This is a genomic window from Neorhizobium sp. S3-V5DH, assembly GCF_004343065.1.
GTDB lineage: Bacteria > Pseudomonadota > Alphaproteobacteria > Rhizobiales > Rhizobiaceae > Neorhizobium > Neorhizobium huautlense.
The window spans coordinates 19,672-41,066 of the sequence record NZ_SMCL01000002.1; the positions used below are offsets into that span (position 1 = coordinate 19,672).

25 protein-coding genes and 1 tRNA gene are annotated in these 21,395 nt (G+C 59.8%); 14 read left to right on the top strand and 12 right to left on the bottom strand.

What is annotated here, in order from left to right; genetic code table 11:
* Window positions 1-228 precede the first annotated feature (228 nt).
* The 4 genes from EDE09_RS03555 to groES form a co-directional block, all read right to left on the bottom strand.
* Window positions 229-567: a hypothetical protein gene (locus tag EDE09_RS03555; protein WP_105370190.1), complete on the bottom strand. Its 339-nt coding sequence runs from the start codon at window positions 565-567 to the stop codon at window positions 229-231.
* Between the two features lie 149 nt (window positions 568-716).
* A complete protein-coding gene (locus EDE09_RS03560; RefSeq protein WP_245422720.1) occupies window positions 717-1,289 on the bottom strand; it encodes a GXWXG domain-containing protein in 573 nt (190 codons plus the stop codon).
* A gap of 354 nt (window positions 1,290-1,643) precedes the next feature.
* Entirely contained in the window at window positions 1,644-3,272 is a 1,629-nt protein-coding gene (groL, locus tag EDE09_RS03570; protein WP_105370193.1) for a chaperonin GroEL, read from the bottom strand.
* Between the two features lie 49 nt (window positions 3,273-3,321).
* On the bottom strand, window positions 3,322-3,636 hold the full coding sequence (groES, locus tag EDE09_RS03575) for a co-chaperone GroES (RefSeq protein WP_132408943.1): 315 nt from the start codon (window positions 3,634-3,636) through the stop codon (window positions 3,322-3,324).
* Window positions 3,637-3,904: 268 nt separating this feature from the next.
* Here groES and EDE09_RS03580 point away from each other — a divergent pair, with 268 nt between their 5' ends.
* The gene (locus tag EDE09_RS03580) at window positions 3,905-4,177 is read left to right on the top strand and encodes an aspartate-semialdehyde dehydrogenase (protein WP_105370358.1); all 273 of its coding nucleotides are present in this window, start codon (window positions 3,905-3,907) and stop codon (window positions 4,175-4,177) included.
* Window positions 4,178-4,226: 49 nt separating this feature from the next.
* Here EDE09_RS03580 and EDE09_RS03585 read toward each other — a convergent pair whose 3' ends face one another.
* Together EDE09_RS03585 and EDE09_RS28055 are read right to left on the bottom strand one after the other, a co-directional pair.
* On the bottom strand, window positions 4,227-4,451 hold the full coding sequence (locus EDE09_RS03585) for a hypothetical protein (RefSeq protein WP_105370195.1): 225 nt from the start codon (window positions 4,449-4,451) through the stop codon (window positions 4,227-4,229).
* A gap of 160 nt (window positions 4,452-4,611) precedes the next feature.
* A complete protein-coding gene (locus EDE09_RS28055) occupies window positions 4,612-4,767 on the bottom strand; it encodes a hypothetical protein (RefSeq protein ID WP_165924109.1) in 156 nt (51 codons plus the stop codon).
* A gap of 121 nt (window positions 4,768-4,888) precedes the next feature.
* Here EDE09_RS28055 and EDE09_RS03590 point away from each other — a divergent pair, with 121 nt between their 5' ends.
* The 6 genes from EDE09_RS03590 (at window position 4,889) to EDE09_RS03615 (ending at window position 10,701) form a co-directional block, all read left to right on the top strand.
* Window positions 4,889-5,434: a cytochrome c oxidase subunit 3 gene (locus EDE09_RS03590; protein WP_112801309.1), complete on the top strand. Its 546-nt coding sequence runs from the start codon at window positions 4,889-4,891 to the stop codon at window positions 5,432-5,434.
* Between the two features lie 10 nt (window positions 5,435-5,444).
* Window positions 5,445-5,720, top strand: coding sequence for a cytochrome C oxidase subunit IV family protein (locus EDE09_RS03595; RefSeq protein WP_105370198.1), 276 nt, complete (start codon window positions 5,445-5,447; stop codon window positions 5,718-5,720).
* A gap of 373 nt (window positions 5,721-6,093) precedes the next feature.
* Window positions 6,094-6,546, top strand: a complete 453-nt coding sequence (locus EDE09_RS03600) for a cytochrome c (protein WP_105370199.1) — start codon at window positions 6,094-6,096, stop codon at window positions 6,544-6,546.
* Window positions 6,547-6,567: 21 nt separating this feature from the next.
* On the top strand, window positions 6,568-7,914 hold the full coding sequence (locus tag EDE09_RS03605) for a nitric-oxide reductase large subunit (RefSeq protein ID WP_112801179.1): 1,347 nt from the start codon (window positions 6,568-6,570) through the stop codon (window positions 7,912-7,914).
* A 63-nt stretch (window positions 7,915-7,977) separates the two neighbouring features.
* A complete protein-coding gene (locus tag EDE09_RS03610; protein ID WP_112801177.1) occupies window positions 7,978-8,790 on the top strand; it encodes a CbbQ/NirQ/NorQ/GpvN family protein in 813 nt (270 codons plus the stop codon).
* 12 nt (window positions 8,791-8,802) lie between these two features.
* Window positions 8,803-10,701 carry a VWA domain-containing protein gene (locus EDE09_RS03615; protein WP_112801175.1) on the top strand — a complete coding sequence of 633 codons (1,899 nt, stop codon included), beginning with the start codon at window positions 8,803-8,805 and terminating at the stop codon, window positions 10,699-10,701.
* A gap of 94 nt (window positions 10,702-10,795) precedes the next feature.
* Here EDE09_RS03615 and hemN read toward each other — a convergent pair whose 3' ends face one another.
* The gene (hemN, locus tag EDE09_RS03620; RefSeq protein ID WP_112801306.1) at window positions 10,796-12,148 is read right to left on the bottom strand and encodes an oxygen-independent coproporphyrinogen III oxidase; all 1,353 of its coding nucleotides are present in this window, start codon (window positions 12,146-12,148) and stop codon (window positions 10,796-10,798) included.
* Between the two features lie 202 nt (window positions 12,149-12,350).
* Between hemN and EDE09_RS03625 the strand changes: the two genes are divergently transcribed.
* The 5 genes from EDE09_RS03625 to EDE09_RS03645 are packed head-to-tail and all read left to right on the top strand — an operon-like array spanning window position 12,351 to window position 14,994.
* The gene (locus EDE09_RS03625) at window positions 12,351-12,620 is read left to right on the top strand and encodes a DUF2249 domain-containing protein (protein WP_112801173.1); all 270 of its coding nucleotides are present in this window, start codon (window positions 12,351-12,353) and stop codon (window positions 12,618-12,620) included.
* Window positions 12,621-12,631: 11 nt separating this feature from the next.
* On the top strand, window positions 12,632-13,990 hold the full coding sequence (locus EDE09_RS03630; protein ID WP_112801171.1) for a hypothetical protein: 1,359 nt from the start codon (window positions 12,632-12,634) through the stop codon (window positions 13,988-13,990).
* A complete protein-coding gene (locus EDE09_RS03635) occupies window positions 13,987-14,508 on the top strand; it encodes a DUF2249 domain-containing protein (RefSeq protein ID WP_105370206.1) in 522 nt (173 codons plus the stop codon). Before EDE09_RS03630 ends, EDE09_RS03635 begins: the two co-directional genes overlap by 4 nt.
* Window positions 14,501-14,797: a metal-sulfur cluster assembly factor gene (locus EDE09_RS03640; RefSeq protein WP_112801169.1), complete on the top strand. Its 297-nt coding sequence runs from the start codon at window positions 14,501-14,503 to the stop codon at window positions 14,795-14,797. The genes EDE09_RS03635 and EDE09_RS03640 overlap by 8 nt, the downstream gene beginning before the upstream one ends.
* Window positions 14,794-14,994, top strand: coding sequence for a hypothetical protein (locus EDE09_RS03645; protein WP_112801167.1), 201 nt, complete (start codon window positions 14,794-14,796; stop codon window positions 14,992-14,994). Before EDE09_RS03640 ends, EDE09_RS03645 begins: the two co-directional genes overlap by 4 nt.
* 214 nt (window positions 14,995-15,208) lie before the next feature.
* Here EDE09_RS03645 and EDE09_RS03650 read toward each other — a convergent pair whose 3' ends face one another.
* The 4 genes from EDE09_RS03650 to nirK form a co-directional block, all read right to left on the bottom strand.
* Window positions 15,209-15,655, bottom strand: a complete 447-nt coding sequence (locus EDE09_RS03650) for a pseudoazurin (protein WP_105370209.1) — start codon at window positions 15,653-15,655, stop codon at window positions 15,209-15,211.
* A gap of 106 nt (window positions 15,656-15,761) precedes the next feature.
* Window positions 15,762-16,457, bottom strand: coding sequence for a Crp/Fnr family transcriptional regulator (locus EDE09_RS03655; RefSeq protein ID WP_105370359.1), 696 nt, complete (start codon window positions 16,455-16,457; stop codon window positions 15,762-15,764).
* An 83-nt stretch (window positions 16,458-16,540) separates the two neighbouring features.
* The gene (locus EDE09_RS03660; protein ID WP_132408945.1) at window positions 16,541-17,443 is read right to left on the bottom strand and encodes an SUMF1/EgtB/PvdO family nonheme iron enzyme; all 903 of its coding nucleotides are present in this window, start codon (window positions 17,441-17,443) and stop codon (window positions 16,541-16,543) included.
* A gap of 91 nt (window positions 17,444-17,534) precedes the next feature.
* On the bottom strand, window positions 17,535-18,668 hold the full coding sequence (gene nirK / locus EDE09_RS03665) for a copper-containing nitrite reductase (protein WP_132408947.1): 1,134 nt from the start codon (window positions 18,666-18,668) through the stop codon (window positions 17,535-17,537).
* 180 nt (window positions 18,669-18,848) lie between these two features.
* Here nirK and EDE09_RS03670 point away from each other — a divergent pair, with 180 nt between their 5' ends.
* Both EDE09_RS03670 and EDE09_RS03675 read left to right on the top strand, forming a co-directional pair.
* Complete coding sequence (locus EDE09_RS03670) at window positions 18,849-20,066, top strand: NnrS family protein (protein ID WP_132408949.1); 1,218 nt, start codon at window positions 18,849-18,851, stop codon at window positions 20,064-20,066.
* 359 nt (window positions 20,067-20,425) lie between these two features.
* Window positions 20,426-21,169 (top strand): hypothetical protein, encoded by a 744-nt coding sequence (locus EDE09_RS03675; RefSeq protein ID WP_132408951.1) that lies wholly within the window; start codon window positions 20,426-20,428, stop codon window positions 21,167-21,169.
* A 109-nt stretch (window positions 21,170-21,278) separates the two neighbouring features.
* Here EDE09_RS03675 and EDE09_RS03680 read toward each other — a convergent pair.
* Window positions 21,279-21,354 (bottom strand) — tRNA-Ile (locus EDE09_RS03680).
* Window positions 21,355-21,395 lie beyond the last annotated feature (41 nt).

The following is a 21,395-nucleotide window of genomic DNA, read 5'->3' on the forward strand; positions in this document are numbered from 1 at the left end:
TGAATTTCCTCCGAACAGCGGGGCATCCCCGCGAAAGTTAGAGCCGAAACAAGTGAGAGCTTCCCCTATGTAGGGTGAGCTTTGCACTCTACGAGTTCCGAATCCAGCCGGATCGCTAATTTTTCCGTCCTTCGCCGAAAAGCATAACGACAAAGGGCGCAGCACCATATCCAAGACGTGCAAAAACCCCGCCATTCCTGACGGGGCTCGACGAAGACCAACAGAGACTTATTGGTGAATGGTATAGGAGCCCATCGCGCAGAGGTCCTGAGTATCCTCAAGATCTTCGAAGCCGGAGTCTTCGGTGAACTCGAAGCGCATGTCATACTTGCAGACATCGCGGCCGTCGCCGATGGTCACTTTTATGCTCTCGCCTGGTCCGAGCACGTCCTCACCGAACACATCCTCTTCCCAATCTCCGACGCCAACCGGCGACGTATAGAAGCGCTCCAGTGTACCCTTCGTCTTGTTCGTCAGCGTGAAAATCAGATCCTCGGCGCTGGATGCACCAGCCGAAACGAAAATGGCCACGAAAGCTCCCGCGGCGGCGTAGATAAACTTAGTCAAATGAATATCCCCTCTACCCAGAATCGGGCAGAAATACTTCTATCATAGGTATTAAAACCCGCAATATCACTTGATATTAACTATTAATGTTAAACCCCCAAGTTCCTCCGTTGTTGAAGCTCCTGATTTTCTGCGGTTTGGCATTGCAGCTATGAATCTTGAGGACCGAGCCAAGCGGAGGCGCGGGTGAGAAGAAAGAAATACCCGCCACCATTGCCCTGTATTTCCATCACCCCCATCAGTCGATCGTCGTCGATCCCGCGAAGATGATCAACAATCGGCTGTCGATCATAAACCATTGCCGCACTTGTCTTGCCTCTGTAATGCAGAGACTTCAAAGACGCGACAGGGCCTCGCGCCCGCAGTGCTCGTTGCAGGTGGGTAAACCCGTTACGGGCCATCCGTGTGCGGCCGAAATGCGCAGCGAGTTGAAGAACGAGCCTCATAGGAAGCGCTCCGGGGTCGAGCGGCGCCAGTCTTCGATGACCACTCGCAAACAGCAACGGGTCGGCACGCAAGTCGGCGTTGAAACGCTTTCCATACCAGCCCAGATTGTCCAGAACTCCATCCAGCCGGTGCCCCGTCGGAAGCGATTGTCCGCGCCATAACCCGACAAGCGCCTCCGGCGACACGGGGTCGAGCTGGTCGAAAAAGGCAAAAGCGGCTTCTGACGACGCCTGAGGAAGTGCCAGGTCCCGATGCATGATCGGCGGTGGGATCAACCCGCGCCTCCGACCGCAGTAAGAACTTTCCCTGTTCCGCCGCATTCCGGGCACTGCCCTGCTGCTATCCTACCGGTGCCGGAGCATCGCCGACAGATGTTTTCCGCTGCGTTGGGCGTGCCTTCAGGCACAGCATCCGGGTTCGCCGGTGTGTTCGCTTTCGGGCGCTTGTTCTCCATCGAAATCTCTCCATCCCTGATCGCGGCCTATGCCGCCATGCGCTTCCAACCCTTCAGGCGGAGCGATGTTCCTGATGGAGGCGGAGAGGAAGGACTATAGCGGAGGATCGCCGCCAGCTAAGCGGCATAGAAAAGGCCCGTCTCTGCGTTAGAGGCGGGCCGGATTTCGCGGCGGTTAGAAGTCCATTCCACCAGCCGGCATTGCTGGCGCAGCGGCTTCCTTTTTGGGCTTTTCGGCGATCATGGCTTCGGTCGTCACCAGAAGACCGGCAACGGACGCGGCATCCTGGAGGGCGGCTCGAACGACCTTGGCGGGATCGATCACGCCCATGGAATAGAGATCGCCGAATTCGTTCGTCTGCGCGTTCCAGCCGTAGGAGAATTCGGAGTTCTCCCGCAGCTTGCCGACGATGATCGACCCTTCGGCGCCGGCATTTTCGGCGATCTGGCGGACCGGAGCCTCGATCGCACGACGGACGATATCGACCCCGACGCGCTGATCTGCGTTGGAGGTCTGAACATTGTCCAAGGTCTTGATAGCGCGCAGCAGTGCGACGCCACCGCCCGGAAGGATACCTTCCTCGACGGCCGCCCGGGTGGCATGCAGAGCGTCGTCAACGCGGTCCTTCTTTTCCTTCACTTCGACTTCGGTCGAACCGCCGACGCGGATAACCGCAACGCCGCCGGCGAGCTTGGCGAGGCGCTCCTGGAGCTTCTCGCGGTCGTAATCCGAAGTGGTTTCCTCGATCTGCGCGCGGATCTGGGCCGTCCGGCCGTCGATTTCAGCCTTGGAGCCGGCACCATCGATGATAGTCGTGTTCTCCTTTTCGATCGAGACCTTCTTGGAGCGGCCGAGCATGTTGAGGGTAACATTCTCGAGCTTGATGCCGAGGTCTTCAGAGATGACAGTGCCGCCCGTGAGGATGGCGATGTCTTCGAGCATGGCCTTGCGACGGTCGCCGAAGCCCGGGGCCTTGACGGCCGCGACCTTGAGGCCACCGCGCAGCTTGTTGACAACGAGCGTTGCCAGCGCCTCACCTTCCACGTCTTCGGCAATAATGAGAAGCGGCTTGCCGGACTGCACGACGGCTTCGAGAACCGGCAGCATCGACTGCAGGTTGGAGAGCTTCTTTTCGTGGATCAGAATATAGGGGTCTTCGAGTTCGACCCGCATCTTGTCCTGGTTGGTCACGAAATAGGGCGAGAGATAACCTCGGTCGAACTGCATGCCTTCGACCACTTCGAGTTCGGTCTCGGCGGTCTTGGCTTCTTCAACCGTGATCACGCCCTCATTGCCGACTTTATCCATCGCTTCTGCGAGATAGCGGCCGATTTCGGTGTCGCCGTTGGCGGAAATAGTGCCGACCTGGGCGATTTCCGAATTGTTGGAGATTTTGCGGGCGTTGGCCTTCAATTCTTTCACGACAGCGTCGACAGCAAGGTCGATGCCGCGCTTCAGATCCATCGGGTTCATGCCGGACGCAACCGCCTTGGCACCTTCTTTGACGATGGCCTGGGCGAGAACCGTTGCGGTCGTGGTGCCGTCGCCGGCAAGGTCGTTGGTCTTCGATGCCACCTCGCGCAGCATCTGCGCACCCATATTCTCGAACTTGTCCTCCAGTTCAATTTCCTTGGCGACGGAGACGCCGTCCTTGGTAATGCGCGGCGCACCGAAGGACTTGTCGATGACGACATTGCGCCCTTTCGGGCCGAGCGTCACCTTGACCGCATTGGCGAGAACATCGACGCCGCGCAACATCCGCTCACGGGCATCGGTATGGAATTTGACTTCTTTTGCAGCCATTTTTTCACTCCTCAATTAGGCAGCTACATTGACTGATGGACAAAGCGCTTCAGGCAGCCTGTCTCTGCTCGGCCTGGGCTTCGATGATGCCCATGACATCGCTTTCCTTCATGATCAGAAGGTCCTCGCCGTTGATCTTGATCTCGGTGCCGGACCATTTGCCGAACAGGATGCGGTCACCCACCTTTACGTCGAGTGGCTGAAGCTGCCCCTGGTCGTTGCGCGCGCCGGGACCAACGGCGATCACTTCGCCTTCGTGCGGCTTTTCCTTAGCGGTGTCGGGAATGATAATGCCGCCTTTGGTCTTTTCTTCAGACTCCACGCGGCGAACGAGAATGCGATCATGAAGCGGTCGGAACGCCATGTTTTCCTCCTGGACAAACAATGATGATCAAGCTCCCCACCGGACCGGATGACCGGTCTGGACGAGCGCCGATCCTCTTCTTCGAGCAATCGGCGAAATCGATTTGGTTAGCGCAAATTGCAGTTTCAAGGGCCGTCTGCGAAAAAATTAGCACTCTCGATCACTGGCTGCTAAAGGTCTAAAAAGGAACAACAATTCGCCCACTCGCGTTGCAATGATCAGCCGCTTCCCGCGAGGCGGCTCGTCAAATATTGCAATGGAGCAAAGCATGCGTTTTTCGTCTGATTTGGAATATCAGCTCAAGGGTTACGGCCTGACGACTGCTCATATCCTCTATCGCATCCCGGATTTCGAATCCGTGCTGCAGACCTATGTCTGGCAGGACTACGACATCGCCCCCGATTTCCCGGAAATGCACCGGTTTCTGGATTTCTGGCAGGACAATCTCGACGGTCCGCTGCATTCCATCCGCTTTACCCACAAACGCCTGATCGGACCGCACGAATGGAAACAGATCGACGGAGAGTTCACCATCAACTGACGTCTGCCTAACGATCCGGAAGATAGTCTTTTCCGAACAGCTTCAGGAGCTATTCCTCCCAGTCCTCGTCTTCCGCCGAGAGAAGATCGACGAGTTCAGCAACCCTTCCCTTCGGAAGACGACGACCCTCGCCAATCAGCGCTTCGTCGCTGTTGACCCAGGCCCATGCTTCGGCGAGCTCCCCAGCCTCGGCGCCGGTTGCAACAATCTCGGCAATCAGCGCCCGGTCAACGGGCCCAAGTACGGCGATGACGTCTTGTGAAGTCATTGTCATATCTTCCTCCGTTCCTGTGTCATCATCCCAGTCTGGATGAGACTCGATATAGGAGGTCGGATGAGGAAGTCGAACCCGGCCCTTATGGACGAGAAGCTCGGCAACCGGGCCTGACTGCTGGGGCAATGCCAAAGCCGGCGAGCTGCGCCATGCCGAACGGCTATTGCTGCCAGAACAGAACGCCCGCTATCGCCACGGAGAACACGACGGCGGCGAATGAGCTATAGCCCTGGAGGACGCCCATCCGCTTCAAGGCGATGGCGAATATGATGATGATGGGAGCGGCGAGCAGAAGGCCGAGCTGTGCGTCAGACATGACAGATCCTTGGTTTTGACCCCATTCTAGGCGGTCGATCTGCCGTTTCTTTGCGAAATGACAAAGAACGGCGGCGGAATTGCCTTCATTTTCCGGCCTGCAGAACATCGGAGACATGCGAATGGCGGCAATTCCGACGACCGAGGAGTCGGATGAAGGTGGCGACCTTCTTCTTTGGGTACTGGTCTGGGGCGAACTGGCGGCTTTCGGCTTCCTGCTGCTTGGCTATCTGGTGATGTCGATATTGCATCCGGAAAGCTTTGGGCTCACCAAGCTGCATCTCGCTCCCCGCCTCGCGGGGTTCAATACGATCGTGCTTTTGGCAAGCAGCTGGCAGGCCGCTTTGGCAGTCCGATATCAGGACAAACCCCAGCTGCAGCGTTTATTCCTGCTTTTGGCCGCGGCTCTGGGTATCCTCTTCGTGGCGCTGAAGGGCGTAGAGTACAGCTTCGAATGGGGCGCTGCGAGCGATCCGAATCTGCAGACATTCTTCGAACTCTATTTCCTCATCACCGGCTTTCACCTCGCCCATGTGGCCTTCGTGGCGCTCCTTTTCGTGTTCGCGTCGATCCGGCTGGAACGTTCGACGATCGTCATCCTGACCACCATATGGCATGTCATCGATATCGTCTGGCTGGTGATGTTCCCCATGATCTACCTGACCTAGGAGCACCGCAATGAACAGCTCGAAACTCTTCAGCAGCGCCAACTGGATCATCATGCTGGGTGTCGTCGCTGCGTTGATTGCAGCGCAATGGAAACATCAGGCGATTCCGATCGTGGCGCTTACAATCATCCTTGTTTTCACCATCGCCAAGGTCCGCCTCATCGTGCTCGATTTCATGAGCCTTCGCGGCACCCGGCCCAATCTTGCCCGGGCGCTGGTGATCTGGCCGACCTTCTTTGCCGCCGCGGGGCTCGCAAAAGCTCTTGCTCCTGCCGTCTGGCATTGACGGCCGACGCACAAAGGGCGCTGCTGCCCCTTCCCCTCCACGACCGGGATATCAATCCGTCCCTACCAATTAGCCACCGTTACAGCCCTGGTCGGCGCGGAGTGGTCCGATTGCCGTCGCCAATGCGTCGCGCCAGCCGGTTCGGACGCACCGTTACCCTGCTCCAATTTTCCGACAATTCTGCCGCAGACCCCTTGGTCCCGCCCGCATGGCCTGTTTCCATACCCGATCCGGCGGGACTGTCTTTTGTTTGGTAAAACGCAAAGAACCCTTCCCGGAATCCCCGCATAGAAGCTGCACGGGGTCCACGTCCGCACTTGGCGACGCAGCCCCTGCATTTGCCGAAAGGCTTCCGTACATAGGGGACATGAGGATGTCAGAACGCCTCACAAAGACCGGGGCACGCAACGTCTTTTATGGCGGCTCCGCGTTCTTCTTCGCAATCTTCCTGGGCCTTACCGCCCACAGCCACTACTACATGCGCACCACTTCCACCGACGAGACCACGCTGACCGATGGGGTCGCGCGCGGCAAACACGTCTGGGAGAGGAACTCCTGTATCAACTGCCACACGCTGCTCGGCGAAGGCGCTTATTTCGCGCCGGAAGTCGGCAACGTCTGGAAGCGCTGGGGCGGAGATACCGACCCGGAAACCGCCCGCTCCACGCTGAAGGCCTGGATGGCCGCCCAGCCGACGGGAATCGAAGGCAGACGACAGATGCCGCAATTCAATCTGACCGAACAGGAACTCGACGATCTGGCGGACTTCCTCGAATGGACCAGCAAGATCAAGACCCAGAACTGGCCGCCGAATGACGCCGGTTGATCTCAGGGGAAGGAAATCATCATGAAATATCAAACCCAGAAGGTCGCGATGCTGTATTTCTACGGCGCGCTCGGCCTCTTCGTCGCCCAGGTTCTGTTCGGCGTACTTGCAGGCACCATCTACGTCCTGCCGAATACGCTCTCCGAACTTCTTCCGTTCAACGTCGTACGCATGGTGCACACCAATGCGCTGATCGTCTGGCTGCTCATCGGCTTCATGGGCGCCACCTTCTATCTCCTGCCGGAAGAGGCCGAGACGGAGCTCTATAGCCCGAAACTCGCCATCGCCCAGTTCTGGATCTTCTTGGGCGCGGCGGCAGTCGCCGTCGTTGGATACCTCTTCAAGATCCACGAGGGCCGCGAATTCCTGGAGCAGCCCTTCATCATCAAGGTCGGCATCGTCGTCGTCTGCCTGATGTTCCTGTTCAATATCACCATGACGGTATTGAAGGGGCGCAAGACCGTCGTCACGAACATCCTGATCTTCGGCCTGTGGGGCGTTGCGATCTTCTTCCTGTTCGCCTTCTACAACCCCGCCAACCTGGCACTCGACAAGATGTACTGGTGGTATGTCGTTCACCTGTGGGTGGAAGGCGTCTGGGAACTCATCATGGCGTCCGTACTTGCCTTCCTGATGATCAAGCTGAACGGCATCGACCGCGAAGTCGTCGAGAAGTGGCTCTATGTCATCGTCGGCCTTGCCCTATTCTCTGGCATTCTCGGCACCGGCCATCACTTCTACTGGATCGGCGCTCCGGGCTACTGGCAGTGGATCGGCTCGCTCTTCTCGACGCTGGAAGTCGCCCCCTTCTTCACCATGGTGATCTTCACCTTCGTGATGACCTGGAAGGCTGGCCGCAAGCATCCGAACCGCGCAGCCCTCCTGTGGTCGATCGGCTGCTCGGTGATGGCCTTCTTCGGAGCCGGCGTCTGGGGCTTCCTGCACACGCTCTCTTCCGTCAACTACTACACGCACGGAACACAGGTCACCGCGGCCCATGGCCACCTCGCCTTCTTCGGCGCCTATGTGATGCTGAACCTCGCTGTCATGGCCTATGCCATACCGGAAATCCGTGGCCGCGCCCCGTATAACCAGATGCTTTCGATGGTCAGCTTCTGGATGATGTGCACGGCGATGTCGGTCATGACCTTCGCACTGACCTTCGCGGGTGTCCTCCAAGTTCATCTGCAGCGCGTTCTGGGTGAAGGCTACATGGACGTGCAGGACCAGCTGGCGATGTTCTACTGGATCCGCCTGGGTTCGGGTGTCTTCGTGCTCCTCTCCGCGCTGATGTTCCTGTGGGCGCTCTTCGTTCCTGGTCGGGAACGCCAGCCTGCCGGTCGTGCAGCCATCCAGCCTGCCGAATGATGCGATGCGGCTCCATCCTCGTGGTGGAGCCGCTCATCCCCCTAAAAGATCAAGGACACTCCGATGAACGCGATCCCCCAGATCAAGACCGCAAGTGCCGAAGCGGCGCCTCTTTATGTCCCAGCCGGCAACGAATGCGAACTGTTCGAAACTGCCTGGAAGCGGCAGCTCCCGTTGCTTCTGAAAGGTCCGACCGGCTGTGGCAAGACCCGCTTCGTCAGCCACATGGCAAAGCGTCTTGGCCTGCCGCTTGCGACCGTCTCCTGCCATGACGACCTGGCGGCTGCCGATTTGACCGGCCGGTTCCTCCTCAAGGGTGGCGATACCGTCTGGGTCGACGGTCCTCTGACACGCGCGGTCCGCGAAGGCGGCATCTGCTATCTCGACGAGATCGTCGAAGCCCGCAAGGACGTTGCCGTCGTCATCCATCCGCTGACGGACGACCGGCGCATTCTGCCGCTCGAAAGGACCGCCGAAGTGCTGGAAGCCCCGGCCGAATTCATGCTGGTCGTCTCCTACAACCCCGGCTACCAGAACATCCTCAAGACTTTGAAGCCGTCGACAAAACAGCGTTTCGTCGCGATCGAATTCGACTTCCTGCCGAAGGAACAGGAGATTGCCATCGTTGCCGCCGAAAGCGGCCTCGAAGAGCGTCGCGTCGCTCCGCTGGTGGCACTCGCCCACCGTCTGCGCGCCCTCAAGGGGCACGACCTCGAGGAAGGCGTTTCTACCCGTCTGCTGATCTATTGCGCCTCTCTGATCGAAAGCGGTCTGCCGCCGCGTGACGCGATCCGGGCCGCCTTGATCGAACCGCTAACCGACGATGCGGATGTCCGCGCCGCGCTATTCGAACTGGCGAAAGCCGTCGTCGCTTAAAGGATATCGGCCATGTTGGACTTCCTCGAGCTGGAAGAAACTGTCGGCAAGGCCTGGCATCGGCTGGTCGGCCGGACACGGAGCATGCCGCGCTATCCCGAGCACGCGGTTCCTCTGGACGAGGTCAAGACGGTCCTCGCCTCCTGCTTTCGCGGCTTTGGCGGCGATCACGCCGTCCAGCTCGTCGCAGCCCATCAGCGCACCTCCAAGCATCGCCTCAAGCTTCGCCAGCTGGTTGGCCTCGGGGAAGAACGGATCGCCCGCTCCGGCAGGGATTTCGCGCGAGCGATGCTGCCGGAGGCGATCGATTTCTTTCCGGACAGCGGCCTGAACCGGGACCTGTTCATCTGGCTCACCGCCTCAATTGCCATGCTGCCCGATACCCTTCCCACCTCCGGCGATCCTCTCGTCAAGGATCTGGAGAGGTTGCATCTTTCGGCTGCCAATGTGGACAGAACGCTGGTCGCCTTCCCCGGTCTCCGGCCTGTTTATCGAAAGCTATGCGAAGCAACGCTTGCGGAGCGTCGGCGCGGATCGCTTCCCGCTGTCGAACAACTTCTGGAAAGCAGGATCATCCGCATGCTCCGCACTGGTGCAGGCTTGCCGGACGATACGCCGAAGGCGATTTTCCCGCACCATGCGCCGCCCGGCTATCAGCCGATGATGGACGTTCCCCTCTGGCCGGAATTCTTTCCGCAGCAGGAAAGCGGATCGTCCGCACCGGATTCCGACCTGGCTCTCGATGACCCGCAAGGTGGCGGCGGGAAAAAACGCTTTGCCGCCGAACGCGAACGTGACGACGATAAAAGGTCCGAGAGAAGCCCGTTCATACTGAATCGCTTCGAAAAAATCCTTTCGATAGCGGAAATGGTCAATGTCGACCGTCCGACCGACGACTCGCCGGAGGAAAACGGCAAAGCCGCCGAAGATCTTGACGAAATGATCCTCGGCCGGCGCCGCGAACGCCCCTCCTCGCGCTTCCGCTTCGATCTGGACCTCCCTCCGGAAATGGTCGATCTGGCGGAGATTGCGTCGGACCTGAGCTATCCCGAATGGGATTATCGCAAGGGTACCTACCTCAAGAACCACTGCCGTGTACTTGCCGTTCCCGCCTCCGCTATGGGCGAGCATGCCGAGATCAGCCAGGACACCAAGGCGCTGATCAGGAAGGTACGCAAACAGTTCGAGCTGCTACGGCCGCGTCACGAGCTCCTCAAGGCGCAGCTCGACGGTGTCGAGCTCGATCTCGACGCCGTCGTCCGCTGCCGGACCGATCTTGTGGCCGGCGGCCAGGGAACGGACCGGATCCATCTCACCACGCAGCCCCGGACGCCGGATCTGGCCGTCAGCATCCTGGTGGACGTCTCGCTCTCCACAGATGCATGGATCGACAACAGGCGGGTGCTCGACGTCGAGAAGGAGGCGCTGATGGTGCTTTCCCAGGGGTTGTCGGCCTGCGGCACGGATCACTCCATAGTGACATTCACGTCGCGGCGGCGCTCGTGGGTCAAAATGGAAACGGTGAAAGGATTCGACGAGCGGACATCGCCTCTCGTCGAAGACCGGATCGCCGCCCTCAAGCCCGGTTATTACACCCGTCTGGGCACCGCCGTTCGGCATGCCACTTCAGAACTAACGAAACGTCCCAATCGGACCCGCCTGCTGCTCGTGCTGACCGACGGCAAGCCGAACGACATCGACCACTACGAAGGCCGGTTTGCGCTCGAAGACAGCCGCAAGGCAGTTCAGGAAGCGCGCCGTCTGGGGGTCAATGTGTTTGCGGTAACGGTGGACAAGGAAGCGAAATCCTACCTCCCGACCATGTTCGGTCGAAATGGATACGCCATGGTGGGAGACATCGCCAGGCTCCCCGCCGCCCTGCCCGCCATCTATCGGGGTCTGACCGCATAACGAGGGCAGCCAGGAAGAGAAAATGCGGCAGTCCCCTGCCGCATTTTCCTTTCTATCTGTAGTACTTAAGCCGCCGGCGACAGCGTTGTGCTGCTCAGGCCGCTTTGCTGAAGGTGCGGCCTGTCTTGTTGAGATAGGCGTCGAACGCGGATGCCACGGCGCGGACGATGAACCGATGCTCGTCCGAGACCTTGATGGCGCCGCCTTCAACCGTGATGAGATTGTCCCGCTGAAGCGCATCAAGCCGCTCGTTGCCGGTCAGCAGAGCGGCGGAGTCAAATCCGTGAGCTGCTGCAAGTGCGGCGACATCGACGGAAAAGTCGCACATCACGCGCTCGATGATTTCGGCCCGCAGGCGGTCCTCCGCTGTCAGCCGATAGCCCTTCGAGGTAGGCAGCTCGCCGCCCGCTACCCGGGAAGCATAGACGCCTGGCGGCACCTCGTTCTGGACATAGCCCTGCGGCAGCTTGCCGATCGAAGATGCACCGAGGCCGATCAGCGCTTCGCAGGCGTCGGTGGTATACCCCTGGAAGTTCCTGTGAAGACGGCCTTCCCGCTGCGCGAGCGTCAGGTCGTCGGCCGGCAGGGCAAAGTGATCGAGGCCGATCCGCTCATATCCGGCACTGATCAAGGTCGCAGCGATCGCTTCCGCCTGCAGTGCGCGTTCGCGGACATCCGGAAGCGTTGCCTCGTCGATAAGTCTCTGGTGCTTCTTGAATGTCGGAATATGGGCATACCCGAAGACCGCGAGACGATCGGGACGCAGCTGGATGGCTGCCTCGACGGTTTCGACGCAGGATTGAACCGTCTGATATGGCAGGCCATAGATGAGGTCGAAGTTGATCGCCTGGATGCCGTTTGCGCGAAGCCGCTCCACCGCCGTCATCGTCGTTTCGACGCTCTGTATCCGGTTGATGGCCTTTTGCACCTTGGGATCGAAGCTCTGGACGCCGAGGCTTGCGCGGGTGACGCCCGAGGCGCCCAGTGCATCCGCCATTTCGCCGGTCAACGTCCGGGGATCGATCTCAACGGCGGTGTTAACGCCCGCGGCAAAACCGAGACGATCCCGGAGGGCCTCCATCAACTGCACGAACTCTTCCGGCTTGATGATGGTCGGCGTGCCGCCGCCAAAATGGATTTCACCCACATGAAAGCTGTCGCCCCTGACCGCGGCCAGCAGCTCGACCTCCCGGTGGAGCACCTCCAGATAGTCCAGGATCGGCCTGTCCCGCTCGGTGATCGTGGTGTGACAGCCGCAATACCAGCACATGGACCGACAGAAGGGGATGTGAAGATAAAGGGACGTGGCGCGCCCGTCCGGCAAGGCCTTCAGCCAATCGTGATAATCGGCAGGGTCGAAGTCGCTCGAAAAATTCGGCGCTGTCGGGTAGCTCGTGTAACGCGGCAATCGCGCATCGCCATATTTTTCGATGATGGCTTCGGACATATCGGATACCTCGTTCAATTCAGTCTTGAAAAGGCTTTAACCGCCAAGGCGCGTTTCATCTTTGTGCGAAATCAAGGACTGCCTTCCGTTTCGATGAAATGTTTGCTCAGCCACAAATTTCTCGGGCGACGCCGCTGCTAAGGCATGGAAAGTGGCCCGGGATCGCCAGGCCGCCTCGTCATTCTGAAAGGCAAGGACAAATATGCCGGATACGCAGATACCCTCCATCGATGTCAGAACTCTAGCGCCTGCCGAGCGTCATCCGAAGATCTTCGGCGTGCTCACCTCGCTCGCTCCGGGCGGCATCATGCATGTGACCAGCGATCACGATCCGCGGCCGCTGCATTATCAGATCGAGAGCCGTTACCCGGAACAGTTCGACTGGCAGTATCTCGAGCAGGGCCCGGCGGTCTGGCGCGTCGAGATCCAGCGCGCCGAGAGTTCCGGTTGCGACTGCTGCTGCGGTCACTGAAAGAGAAGGTCATGCCCGGTGCCACCTTATCCCGTTGGACAATGTCGTATTTCGCTGCCGCATTGTCCTGTCTGGTCGCCGGGCTGATCCTGACTGCCTCGGGCTTCGGTTATCCCTCGACCGCCATCGAGGCGCCGGAGTCCCTGGTGGTTATCCACCTTCTTGCCATCGGCTGGCTGGGCCTCCTGTTTGCCGGTTCGCTCCTCCAGTTCGTGCCGGTGCTCGTTTCGCGGCCACTGGAAATGCCGCACCTCAGCCTGCCGGTTCTGCTTCTGACGATCACCGGCCTTGGACTTTTGCTGGCAGGTTTCCTGGGGCTTGCCGGTATTCTGCCGCTCTGGAGTTGGGTGCTGCCGCTCGGAGGCGCCGTTCTGGCGCTTGCATTTGCAGGACTTCTCTGGATGGTGACAAGGACGCTCGCCACAGCCCGTCCCATGCCTCTGCCCGCCAAATTTGTCGCCCTTGGCTGCGCGGCGCTTGTTGGGGTGGCCGCCAGCGGACTGCTCCTGACCCTGCCCCTCTCCGGCCTCACGGCCAACCAGTATTTGGTCGGCCTTCTGCTCGAGGCGGCTCCGTCGCACGCTTATCTCGGGCTTGTCGGCTGGATGACGATTACGGCGATCGGCGTCAGTTATAGACTTCTCACCATGTTCCTGCTCTCACCGGAAAGACCTCGGATGACGAGCCGAGCAGTCGGATGGCTGATGGCCGTCGGGTTAGCGATGGTCGCCTTTGGCACCGTCCTGGCGGGCGCCGGAACAAGCCCGACTGCAACAATCTACGTCGCGACCGCCTTCGGAGGGATTGCCGTCCTGATTTATGGCCTAGATGTCCATCTCATCTTCCGGGAACGAAAACGCAAATCCGCGGAGATGAACGTGCTTGCGAGCCTGGCAGCAGTCGCGATGCTGATTGCCTGTTTCGCCTTGTTTGGAGCGTCGACCATGAGCGATCTTCCCATAGATCTGGCACGTCCGGCCGCCTATCTATTCGTGTTCGGCTGGCTGACGGGCCTCGGGCTGGGACAGCTCTACAAGATCGTTGCCTTCATGACCTGGCTCGAATGCTACGGACCAGTTCTCGGTCGGGCCGCTGTGCCGCGGGTCCAGGAACTGGTCAACGAACGGCGCTCATCCACATGGTTCCTGCTCTACTTCGGCGCCACCGTCGCGGCCACAGTTGCGCTGATCGCCGATACACCGGCCATGTTCAGATGGTTGGCTCTAGCCCAGTTGGCGGCCGTCTGCGCGCTGGCCTTCGAATTTGCCCAGGCTCGTCGCCTTGCCATTGTCCCACAGGCGGTCAGGCTGCCCAAAGGCGCCATACACCCGCGACTGTTCCTACCCAGCTTCAAGGGAAGTTCACAATGACCACGGAATTCAAAGAACTTGACGTCAGACCGATCCTGCGGGACGGCGGCGAACCATTCGAAGAGATCATGAAAGCGGTTGCCACGCTGCAGGAAGGCCAGGGACTTAGACTCCTGGCACCCTTCCGGCCGCAACCGCTCTTTAGGGTGATGGATTCCAAAGGCTTCGACCACGAGGTGTTCGAGCTGGAGGGCGGCCACTTCGAGGTGCGCTTCACCCCCAGAATGGAAGAGACGGTGGCCGTCTCCGACAACGCGATTTCGCCGGCACTTTGGCCCGAGCCTTCGGTGCAGCTGGATCTCTCCGACCTGCCGCCCCCCGAACCGATGCAGCAGATCCTTGCAGAGGCGGAAGGGCTTGAACCCGGCAAGGTAATATTCGCCGTACTTTCCCGCGAGCCGCTCTTCCTCTTTCCCGAGCTTACCCGCCGGGGCCATCAGTGGGTCGGCAACTACGATCAGGCCGGCACCGCCTACCGGATCATGATCCGCGTCGGCTCGGGGGGCAGCAATGCTTGATCCGCTTGAGCAGCAGGACATCACGGAGAAAGCAAGGCAACAGCTGTCCACGATCATCGACCCCGAGATCGGCCGCAGCATCGTGGAAATGGGGCTGATCTATCTTGTCGAAATCGATTTCGAAGGAAACGTCAGCATCATCATGACCACGACGACGAAGGGCTGCCCCGCGGCTGGTTTCCTCACCGAGGCAGTGAAAGCCTGTCTGGCTTGCGTGCCTGGCGTCCGCAATGTCGATGTCACCCTCACCTATGAACCCATGTGGCGCCCGGAGATGATGGAAGCATGAGCATCGCGCGCGCGACCCGGGAAGTGCGCCCGGCTCCGTTGCAGGCAGAGCCGGTATCCCATGTGGATCGTCATTGGCGCGAGCGCAATATGCGGGCAGCGGCCGCAGAGGTTCTATCGATCGGAGCAGCCGGCGAAGTCGCGGCTTTTCTTCTGTCGGAAGTCGAGCGATTGGGCGAGCCGGTCACCTGGGAATAGACCCGAGCCGCAGATTGCGCCCCAAAAGGGATCGCCTGACGGATGGCGGAAGCATGCAATGAATTTGAGTGGGAATTCGTTAAAGAAAAATGCCCGGACCGATCAGCCGTGTCATGCTCTGAAAGCATGACACGGCTGATCGGTCCGGGCATCTTGGAAAAATCGGCGGCAGCCGGGAGAGGGTAAGCGGCGGCCGCCGATAGGAACGGTCGGCTTAGACGCCGGCAGCAGCGATGTCCGCGTCGAGGCGTTCACGAGCCTTCTTCGGCAGCTTCGCTGCCTTGATCGCATCAAGATTCTTCGGAGCGTCGCCGACGACGATGAGACCGATCATCCCCATGCCCACATGCGGCGCGCATTTCACGGCATAAGCGCCTTCAACGTCGAAGGTGATCTTCACGCTTTCATTCATCTTGCCCTTGAAGGCAGTGGCGCCATCCGGAATGAGCCCATCGATGGTTTCGGCATTGTGGGACTTGTCCGTCGGAACGAAGGTCACGGTGTCACCCTTGGCGATCTTGAGCGAGCTCGGCTCGAACACCATCGCGCCGTCCTTGCCCTTGTTGAGCATCTGGACTTCGAAGTCCGCTGCCGCGGCAACGGTTCCGAAAGCTGCGGCAAGAACGGCGGCGCCAATAAGGGATGCGAAAGTCTTTTTCATCGTCTACTCCTGTTCAAGAGACCTCGTGCCTCTGTTGATAGGCACCTTATCTCAGGGGCAGACTCGTTCTTTGACAAATCGCAAACATGTGATGATTTGCGGCTGACTATCCTTTTACGGTCTCGGCCAGCGCTGAAAGCCCATCGATATCCTTGACCGTCAGCTTCTGGCGGCCACCCTCCACAAGCCCCTTGGCCTCCCATGCGCTCATGATCCTGGAGACCGTGTGAAGTGTCGTGCCGGTCATTTCGGCGATGTCCTGGCGGGAAATCGGAAAGTCGATGCGTACGGCAGCTCCTTCCTTCCTGCCGGCATGCTTGGCTAGCCGCAGCACCGCATGCGCAACACGCCGCTCGACTTCCTGTGTGGACATTTCCCGGATGCGGGCGTGAGCCTCCTCCAGGCGCTGCCCGATCGTCTGCATGGCTGTCACAGCCAAGCGAGGATTCTTGTCTACGAACTGAGGCCAGAGTTCTGTCGGCCATGACAGCGCTATGCTTTCGGCGACCGCCGTTGCCGTGCCGGGGTAGTCGCTGCGCATCAGCGCCTTGGCGAAGCCGAAGAGGTCGCCGGGATGAACGACCCGGACGATAATCTGTTGACCGTCTTCCGTCACCTGCGTGACCTTCAGCCTGCCGTGCAGAAGAAGGAAAAAATGCGTCGCGGCCGCACCCTGCTCGAAAACAGCATCGCCGATCGGCACTCGACGCGAGGTCGAATGCCCCAGAAGGGCTTCCGTGTCGGCGTCATCCATTTTCTCGAACAGCGGGAAAGTCCGGACGAGGCTTTTGTCGATCTTCAAGGCAATGCGCTCCGATGATTTGAGCGCGACCATAACACGGCTCGCGATCAGATCGAAGGCATGGGAATGCCGCACCTGGGGATTTACGCAATCCAGCCTTTTTCGCGGAACTTCACCAGGAACGGCGCATACCATTTTGTGGACTTCACAAGGCGGAAGCCTAGATTGTCGGGAGGAGTTCCGACCGAGCATCCGCCGCCTTTAGGATCGCGGATGAAGGCGCTGACCGGAGAGCGATGACCCGCCACGGTGACATAGACTCCGCATATAGGCTCCGCATTGCGGACAGATCCGTTCTCGTAGAGATGCACCCGCCGATGACAGGTCGAGGTCCATTCCCAGACGTTCCCGCCGAAATCGGCAAGCCCGTATTCGTTTTCGCCGAAGCTTCCGATCGGTCGGGGAACCGGGTCACGCTTCGACCGCTCGCGTGCCTCGCGCTCGTAATCCGCTAGCCAGCGAAGGGCCGGGTTCTTGCTGTCGGGATCAAGCCCCAGCGCATCGTCGGGAAAAAGCTTGCCCGCGGCCTGCGCGAGTTGCTGGTCGGACGGAAGCGTCCAGTATTCGCCGGTCTTTCTCGAAAGCCAGCGGGCATAGTCCGTCGCATCATCGAAACTGACGCCGGTGACCGGCACATTCGCGCTCCCGGTAGGTGTCGCATCGGCCGCCGCGCACGCGCCATCAAGGACGCAGGCGGCATATTCGGATGCCGTGATCTGGTATTTCGTAATGGTGAGGCCTTCCGAAGCGATCACCGTCTTCATCGGCGGATCGACTGCCGCCGTGCCCTTCACGAACTCGCCGTCGCTCCGGTATTTATATGTCCGCGGCGGCACCACGACGCTTTTCGGTTCGTAGGCCGCGCTCTGCGGTGCCGACACATCGAAAAAACCGGCCTGCTGAAAGATGCCTGCCGACAGGGCAGCGATCAGGGTGATCGGAAGCGCGGTGTGAAAGAGGGAGAGACTTGGTTTTGTCCACGGCATGTTCGCCTCCCGGCGAAACCGCATCCTCGAGTGAGGCGGGCCTGTTGAAGTAGCCGGCGGGGCAAGGATCACCCTGCCCCGCCGCGCGTCATCAGCTTCCGGTCGGAGCGACGATCGATGTCATCAGATCGTCGTTCCATTCGCCGGTAACCTTGAAGTGCGCGGCTGCACCGAGCTCGAAGGCTTCGATGAGGTTGTGGTTCACATAGGCGTAGATGCCCGGCTGCTCGAAGGTGTAGAACGCTGCACCGGCCGTGCCGCCCGGGATGAACCAGGTTTCCTGATCGCGGTCGGGAACGTTGTTGAACTTGCCGGTCTGCCAGACATAGTCGCCATGTCCGCCGATGAGGTGGGGGCGAGTGTCGCGGTTGGCCTGCGAGTGGACGATCAGCACCTTCTCGCCGACGGCGGCCGTCAGTGCGTTTTCACCGGTCAGGGCGCCGACCGCACCGTTGAACACGATGTGGCTCGGTGTCAGCGTCCGCATGACCTTCAGCGTGTCTTCATAGGCATCGCCGACACTGGCGTATTTCTTGAAGTTACCGGCCTCGTCGCGCGGCACGTAGAAGTCCTGTTCGCCGACATAGTAGACCTTGTCGTAGACCAGTTCCTTGCCGTGGCCATCCGTCAGGCCTTCGCGCGGCAGCACCATGATCGCGCCGTTCATGCCCGAGGTGACATGCCATGGAACCATGCCGGGAGGTGCGCAATGGTAGACGAAGACGCCGGCTTTCGTGGCCTTGAAGCGCAGGACTGCTTTCTCGCCCGGGTTGACGATGGTCAGTGCGCCGCCGCCCAGCGCGCCGGTGGCCGAATGGAAATCGATGTTATGCTGCAGTTCGTTGGTATCGGGATTGATCAGCGTCAGTTCGACGTAGTCGCCCTGGTGCACGACCATCATCGGGCCCGGAACCGAGCCGTCGAAGGTCATGGCATTGATTTCCGTACCTTCCTTGTCGATCACCAGCTTCTTTTCCTGGATCGTCAGGGTGAATTCGACGATCTTCGGAGGACCGTCCGCCTTCTGGGTATGGGCATGGACAAAGGGCGGCTTGACGAGGTCGACCTTGACGCGGCGTAAAGCCGAAAGATCGGTTGGCTTCATCTTGGCCGGAGGCGCTTCTTCGGCATGGGCGAACGACGCCTGGACGATAGGCGCCACCGCCCCGACGATCGCTGCCCCCGCCAGGATCGAACGTCTGCTTATCTGAAATTTGTCAGTCATGATCTTGTCCTTCGGAACAAAGGGCGGAGTGGATCGCCGTCCTGTCGAAGGAGAAGCTACGACCGGTCCCCCATGTCTTCTTTGACCTGAAACAAACTTTCCCTTGTTTGCTTGCGACTTCGCAAAGATCAAAAATAACGCCGGGATATAGATCAAGTTATCGATCGAAGGAATTTTCTGATGACTGATCTCTCCTCCCCAACAACCCGCCGTGGCGGCATCCCCCGCGGCCTATCGCCGACCGCTCCGATAATATTCTCCTATGGCTTCCGACCCTTCTTTCTCGGCGCAGCGGTCTGGGCTGCAGTCGCCATGCTGCTGTGGATCGCAAGTCTTATGGGCGTGATCGAAGTTGCAGCAGACTATGGCGTGGTCCATTGGCACGCGCATGAGATGCTGTTCGGTTACGCAAGTGCCGTGCTTGCCGGCTTTCTCCTGACGGCTGTCCCCAACTGGACGGGCCGGCTTCCAGTCTCCGGATGGCCGCTCGTCTTTCTATTCCTCGTCTGGGCCTCCGGCAGGCTGGCGCTTCTCCTGTCGGACGGGCTTGGAACCATAGCAGCTATCCTGCTCGATTCGGCCTTTCTTCCAGTCCTCTTGCTGATCTGCGTGCGGGAAGTCGTTGCCGGCAAGAAGTGGAAGGATCTGAAGGTCATAGCCGGCCTTCTCGCGCTTTCGGCCGCCAATATCCTCTACCACCTCCAGGTTATCGGGGGTCAGCATCCAGCGCCGGCGATCAAGCTTGCCATATCGGCCTATGTCGGAATGATCCTGATCGTCGGCGGCCGGATCATTCCGAGCTTCACCCGCAACTGGATCAACAAGGCAGGCCGCACCGACTTCCCTACGCCTTACAACCACTTCGATACAGCCGCGATTGTCCTGGGAGTTGCAGCTCTTGCCGCTTGGGTCATATTGGACGAAGGGCCGATTGTAGCGACCGCCGCAGGCACTGCCGCACTGGCGCACCTGATCCGGCTCCATCGGTGGCGCGGCTGGACGACGGCCGCGGAAATGCTGGTGGCGGTCCTTCACATCGCTTATTTGTTCGTGCCGCTTGGTTACCTAGCGATCGCGCTTGCAGCTATCGACCTGTTCGACACGACCGCCACCCTTCACATGCTGAGCGTCGGCACGGTCACGACGATGATGCTGGCCGTCATGACCAGGGCAAGCCGCGGCCATACCGGCAGGATCCTGACGGCCTCCCGCATCACGACGATATCCTACGGAGCGATCGTGCTCTGTGCGGTGGTCAGACCTGGTACCAGCCTGTTCCCGGAGTTTTCGAGCACCATCTATACCGTGTCCGGATTATTATGGCTCCTCGCCTTCGGCCTCTTTCTTTTTGAATACGGACCGATGCTGGCGACCGTGAGGCGCGCCAAACTCGGCTGATCAAGACAATCCCGTCCAAGTAAAAAACGAAACTCCAGCTGCAAATTCAGGAGAGGTGCTTTCGCGTCAACAGATCGAACGCGATCCATCGGCCCCAAGAATCGTACGGACGGAGCCGGGCGTGGGTACCGGTTCGTCGCCAACGAAAATTGGCGACAGCTCATCAAACGCCTTTGAGCGCTGCCTGACATGGTGGCGCTTCCGTCGCCGTCAATCCGGTTCCAGCGGATCACCGCGGACCAACGGGGTGCCGATCGCGGCGCTGCAGCCGGGAGTGCAGATGATCTCGCCTTGCCCTTTCTTGGCCGGAAATGGACGATATGTGACAGTTCCGTGACAGATTTGTGTAAGGAGCGCACATGGCCGTTATCCGAGAGGAAAACAGTGTCGAGGTCGGGATCGGCGCTGCAGCTTTTTCCCCGCTTTTCCTTCAATCGAGAAACCAAACCCGTTGGGCGATTGTCGCCCTGGCTTCCATAGGGATCTGCACGCTCACCGCAACGTTGGCTGCCGTCTTCGCGCCGGGTGTGCGGCCCCTGCTGCTGCAGGAAGACGGCATTATCGAAATGGCAAGCGTAGCCTGCCTTGCCGCCGCCGTGCTTGGGGCCGTAGTCGTATCCGTCACATGGGGAGGCCCGCGCCTTCCGCTCCTGGTGGCGGGTTTGATCGGTTTCGCCGAGTTGATGGACGAAACCAGCTTCGGTTCCCGCCTTTTCGGCTTTCAGCCTCCTGCGCTCTATGGCGGAGGTGAACTGGACGGCTTTCACGACCTGCTGATTCTGGCTTATCGAGTGCTGCGCGATATCCATCCGACCCTCGCATGGATTTTGGCAGGCCTGCTGCTGGCCGCGTCTCTCGGCATGATGATGTTTGCACTGAGCCAACTGGGGCGCGGGGTTGGGGAAAAGAGCTCGTGGCTGGCCGATCACATGCTGATCTTCCTGCACATCGGCTTCATTGGCCTCGCACAAGTAATCGACGTTGCCGCGGAATCCAAAGTGCTCTCGGCAGTCGAAGAAATGTTGGAGTTCAACGCCAGCCTGCCCCTGCTATTTTACGTTGCCAGCAGACCATCGTCTCGGCCGATAAACAACGCAGGATAACGGATACGCATCCATCCGGCAGTGCCTTGGATCGCCGAAATCCCGGATTGAGTCTCAAAGTTCCGGAAGCGCAGCATCCGACTGCAGACAGCTTGGAGATGAAAAATTGTGGTGGGCCCGGAGGGACTCGAACCCCCAACCAAGCGGTTATGAGCCGCCGGCTCTAACCATTGAGCTACAGGCCCGCCGTTTAAGCGCGGGCAAGGCGCAATGGCACGCCTTGCCT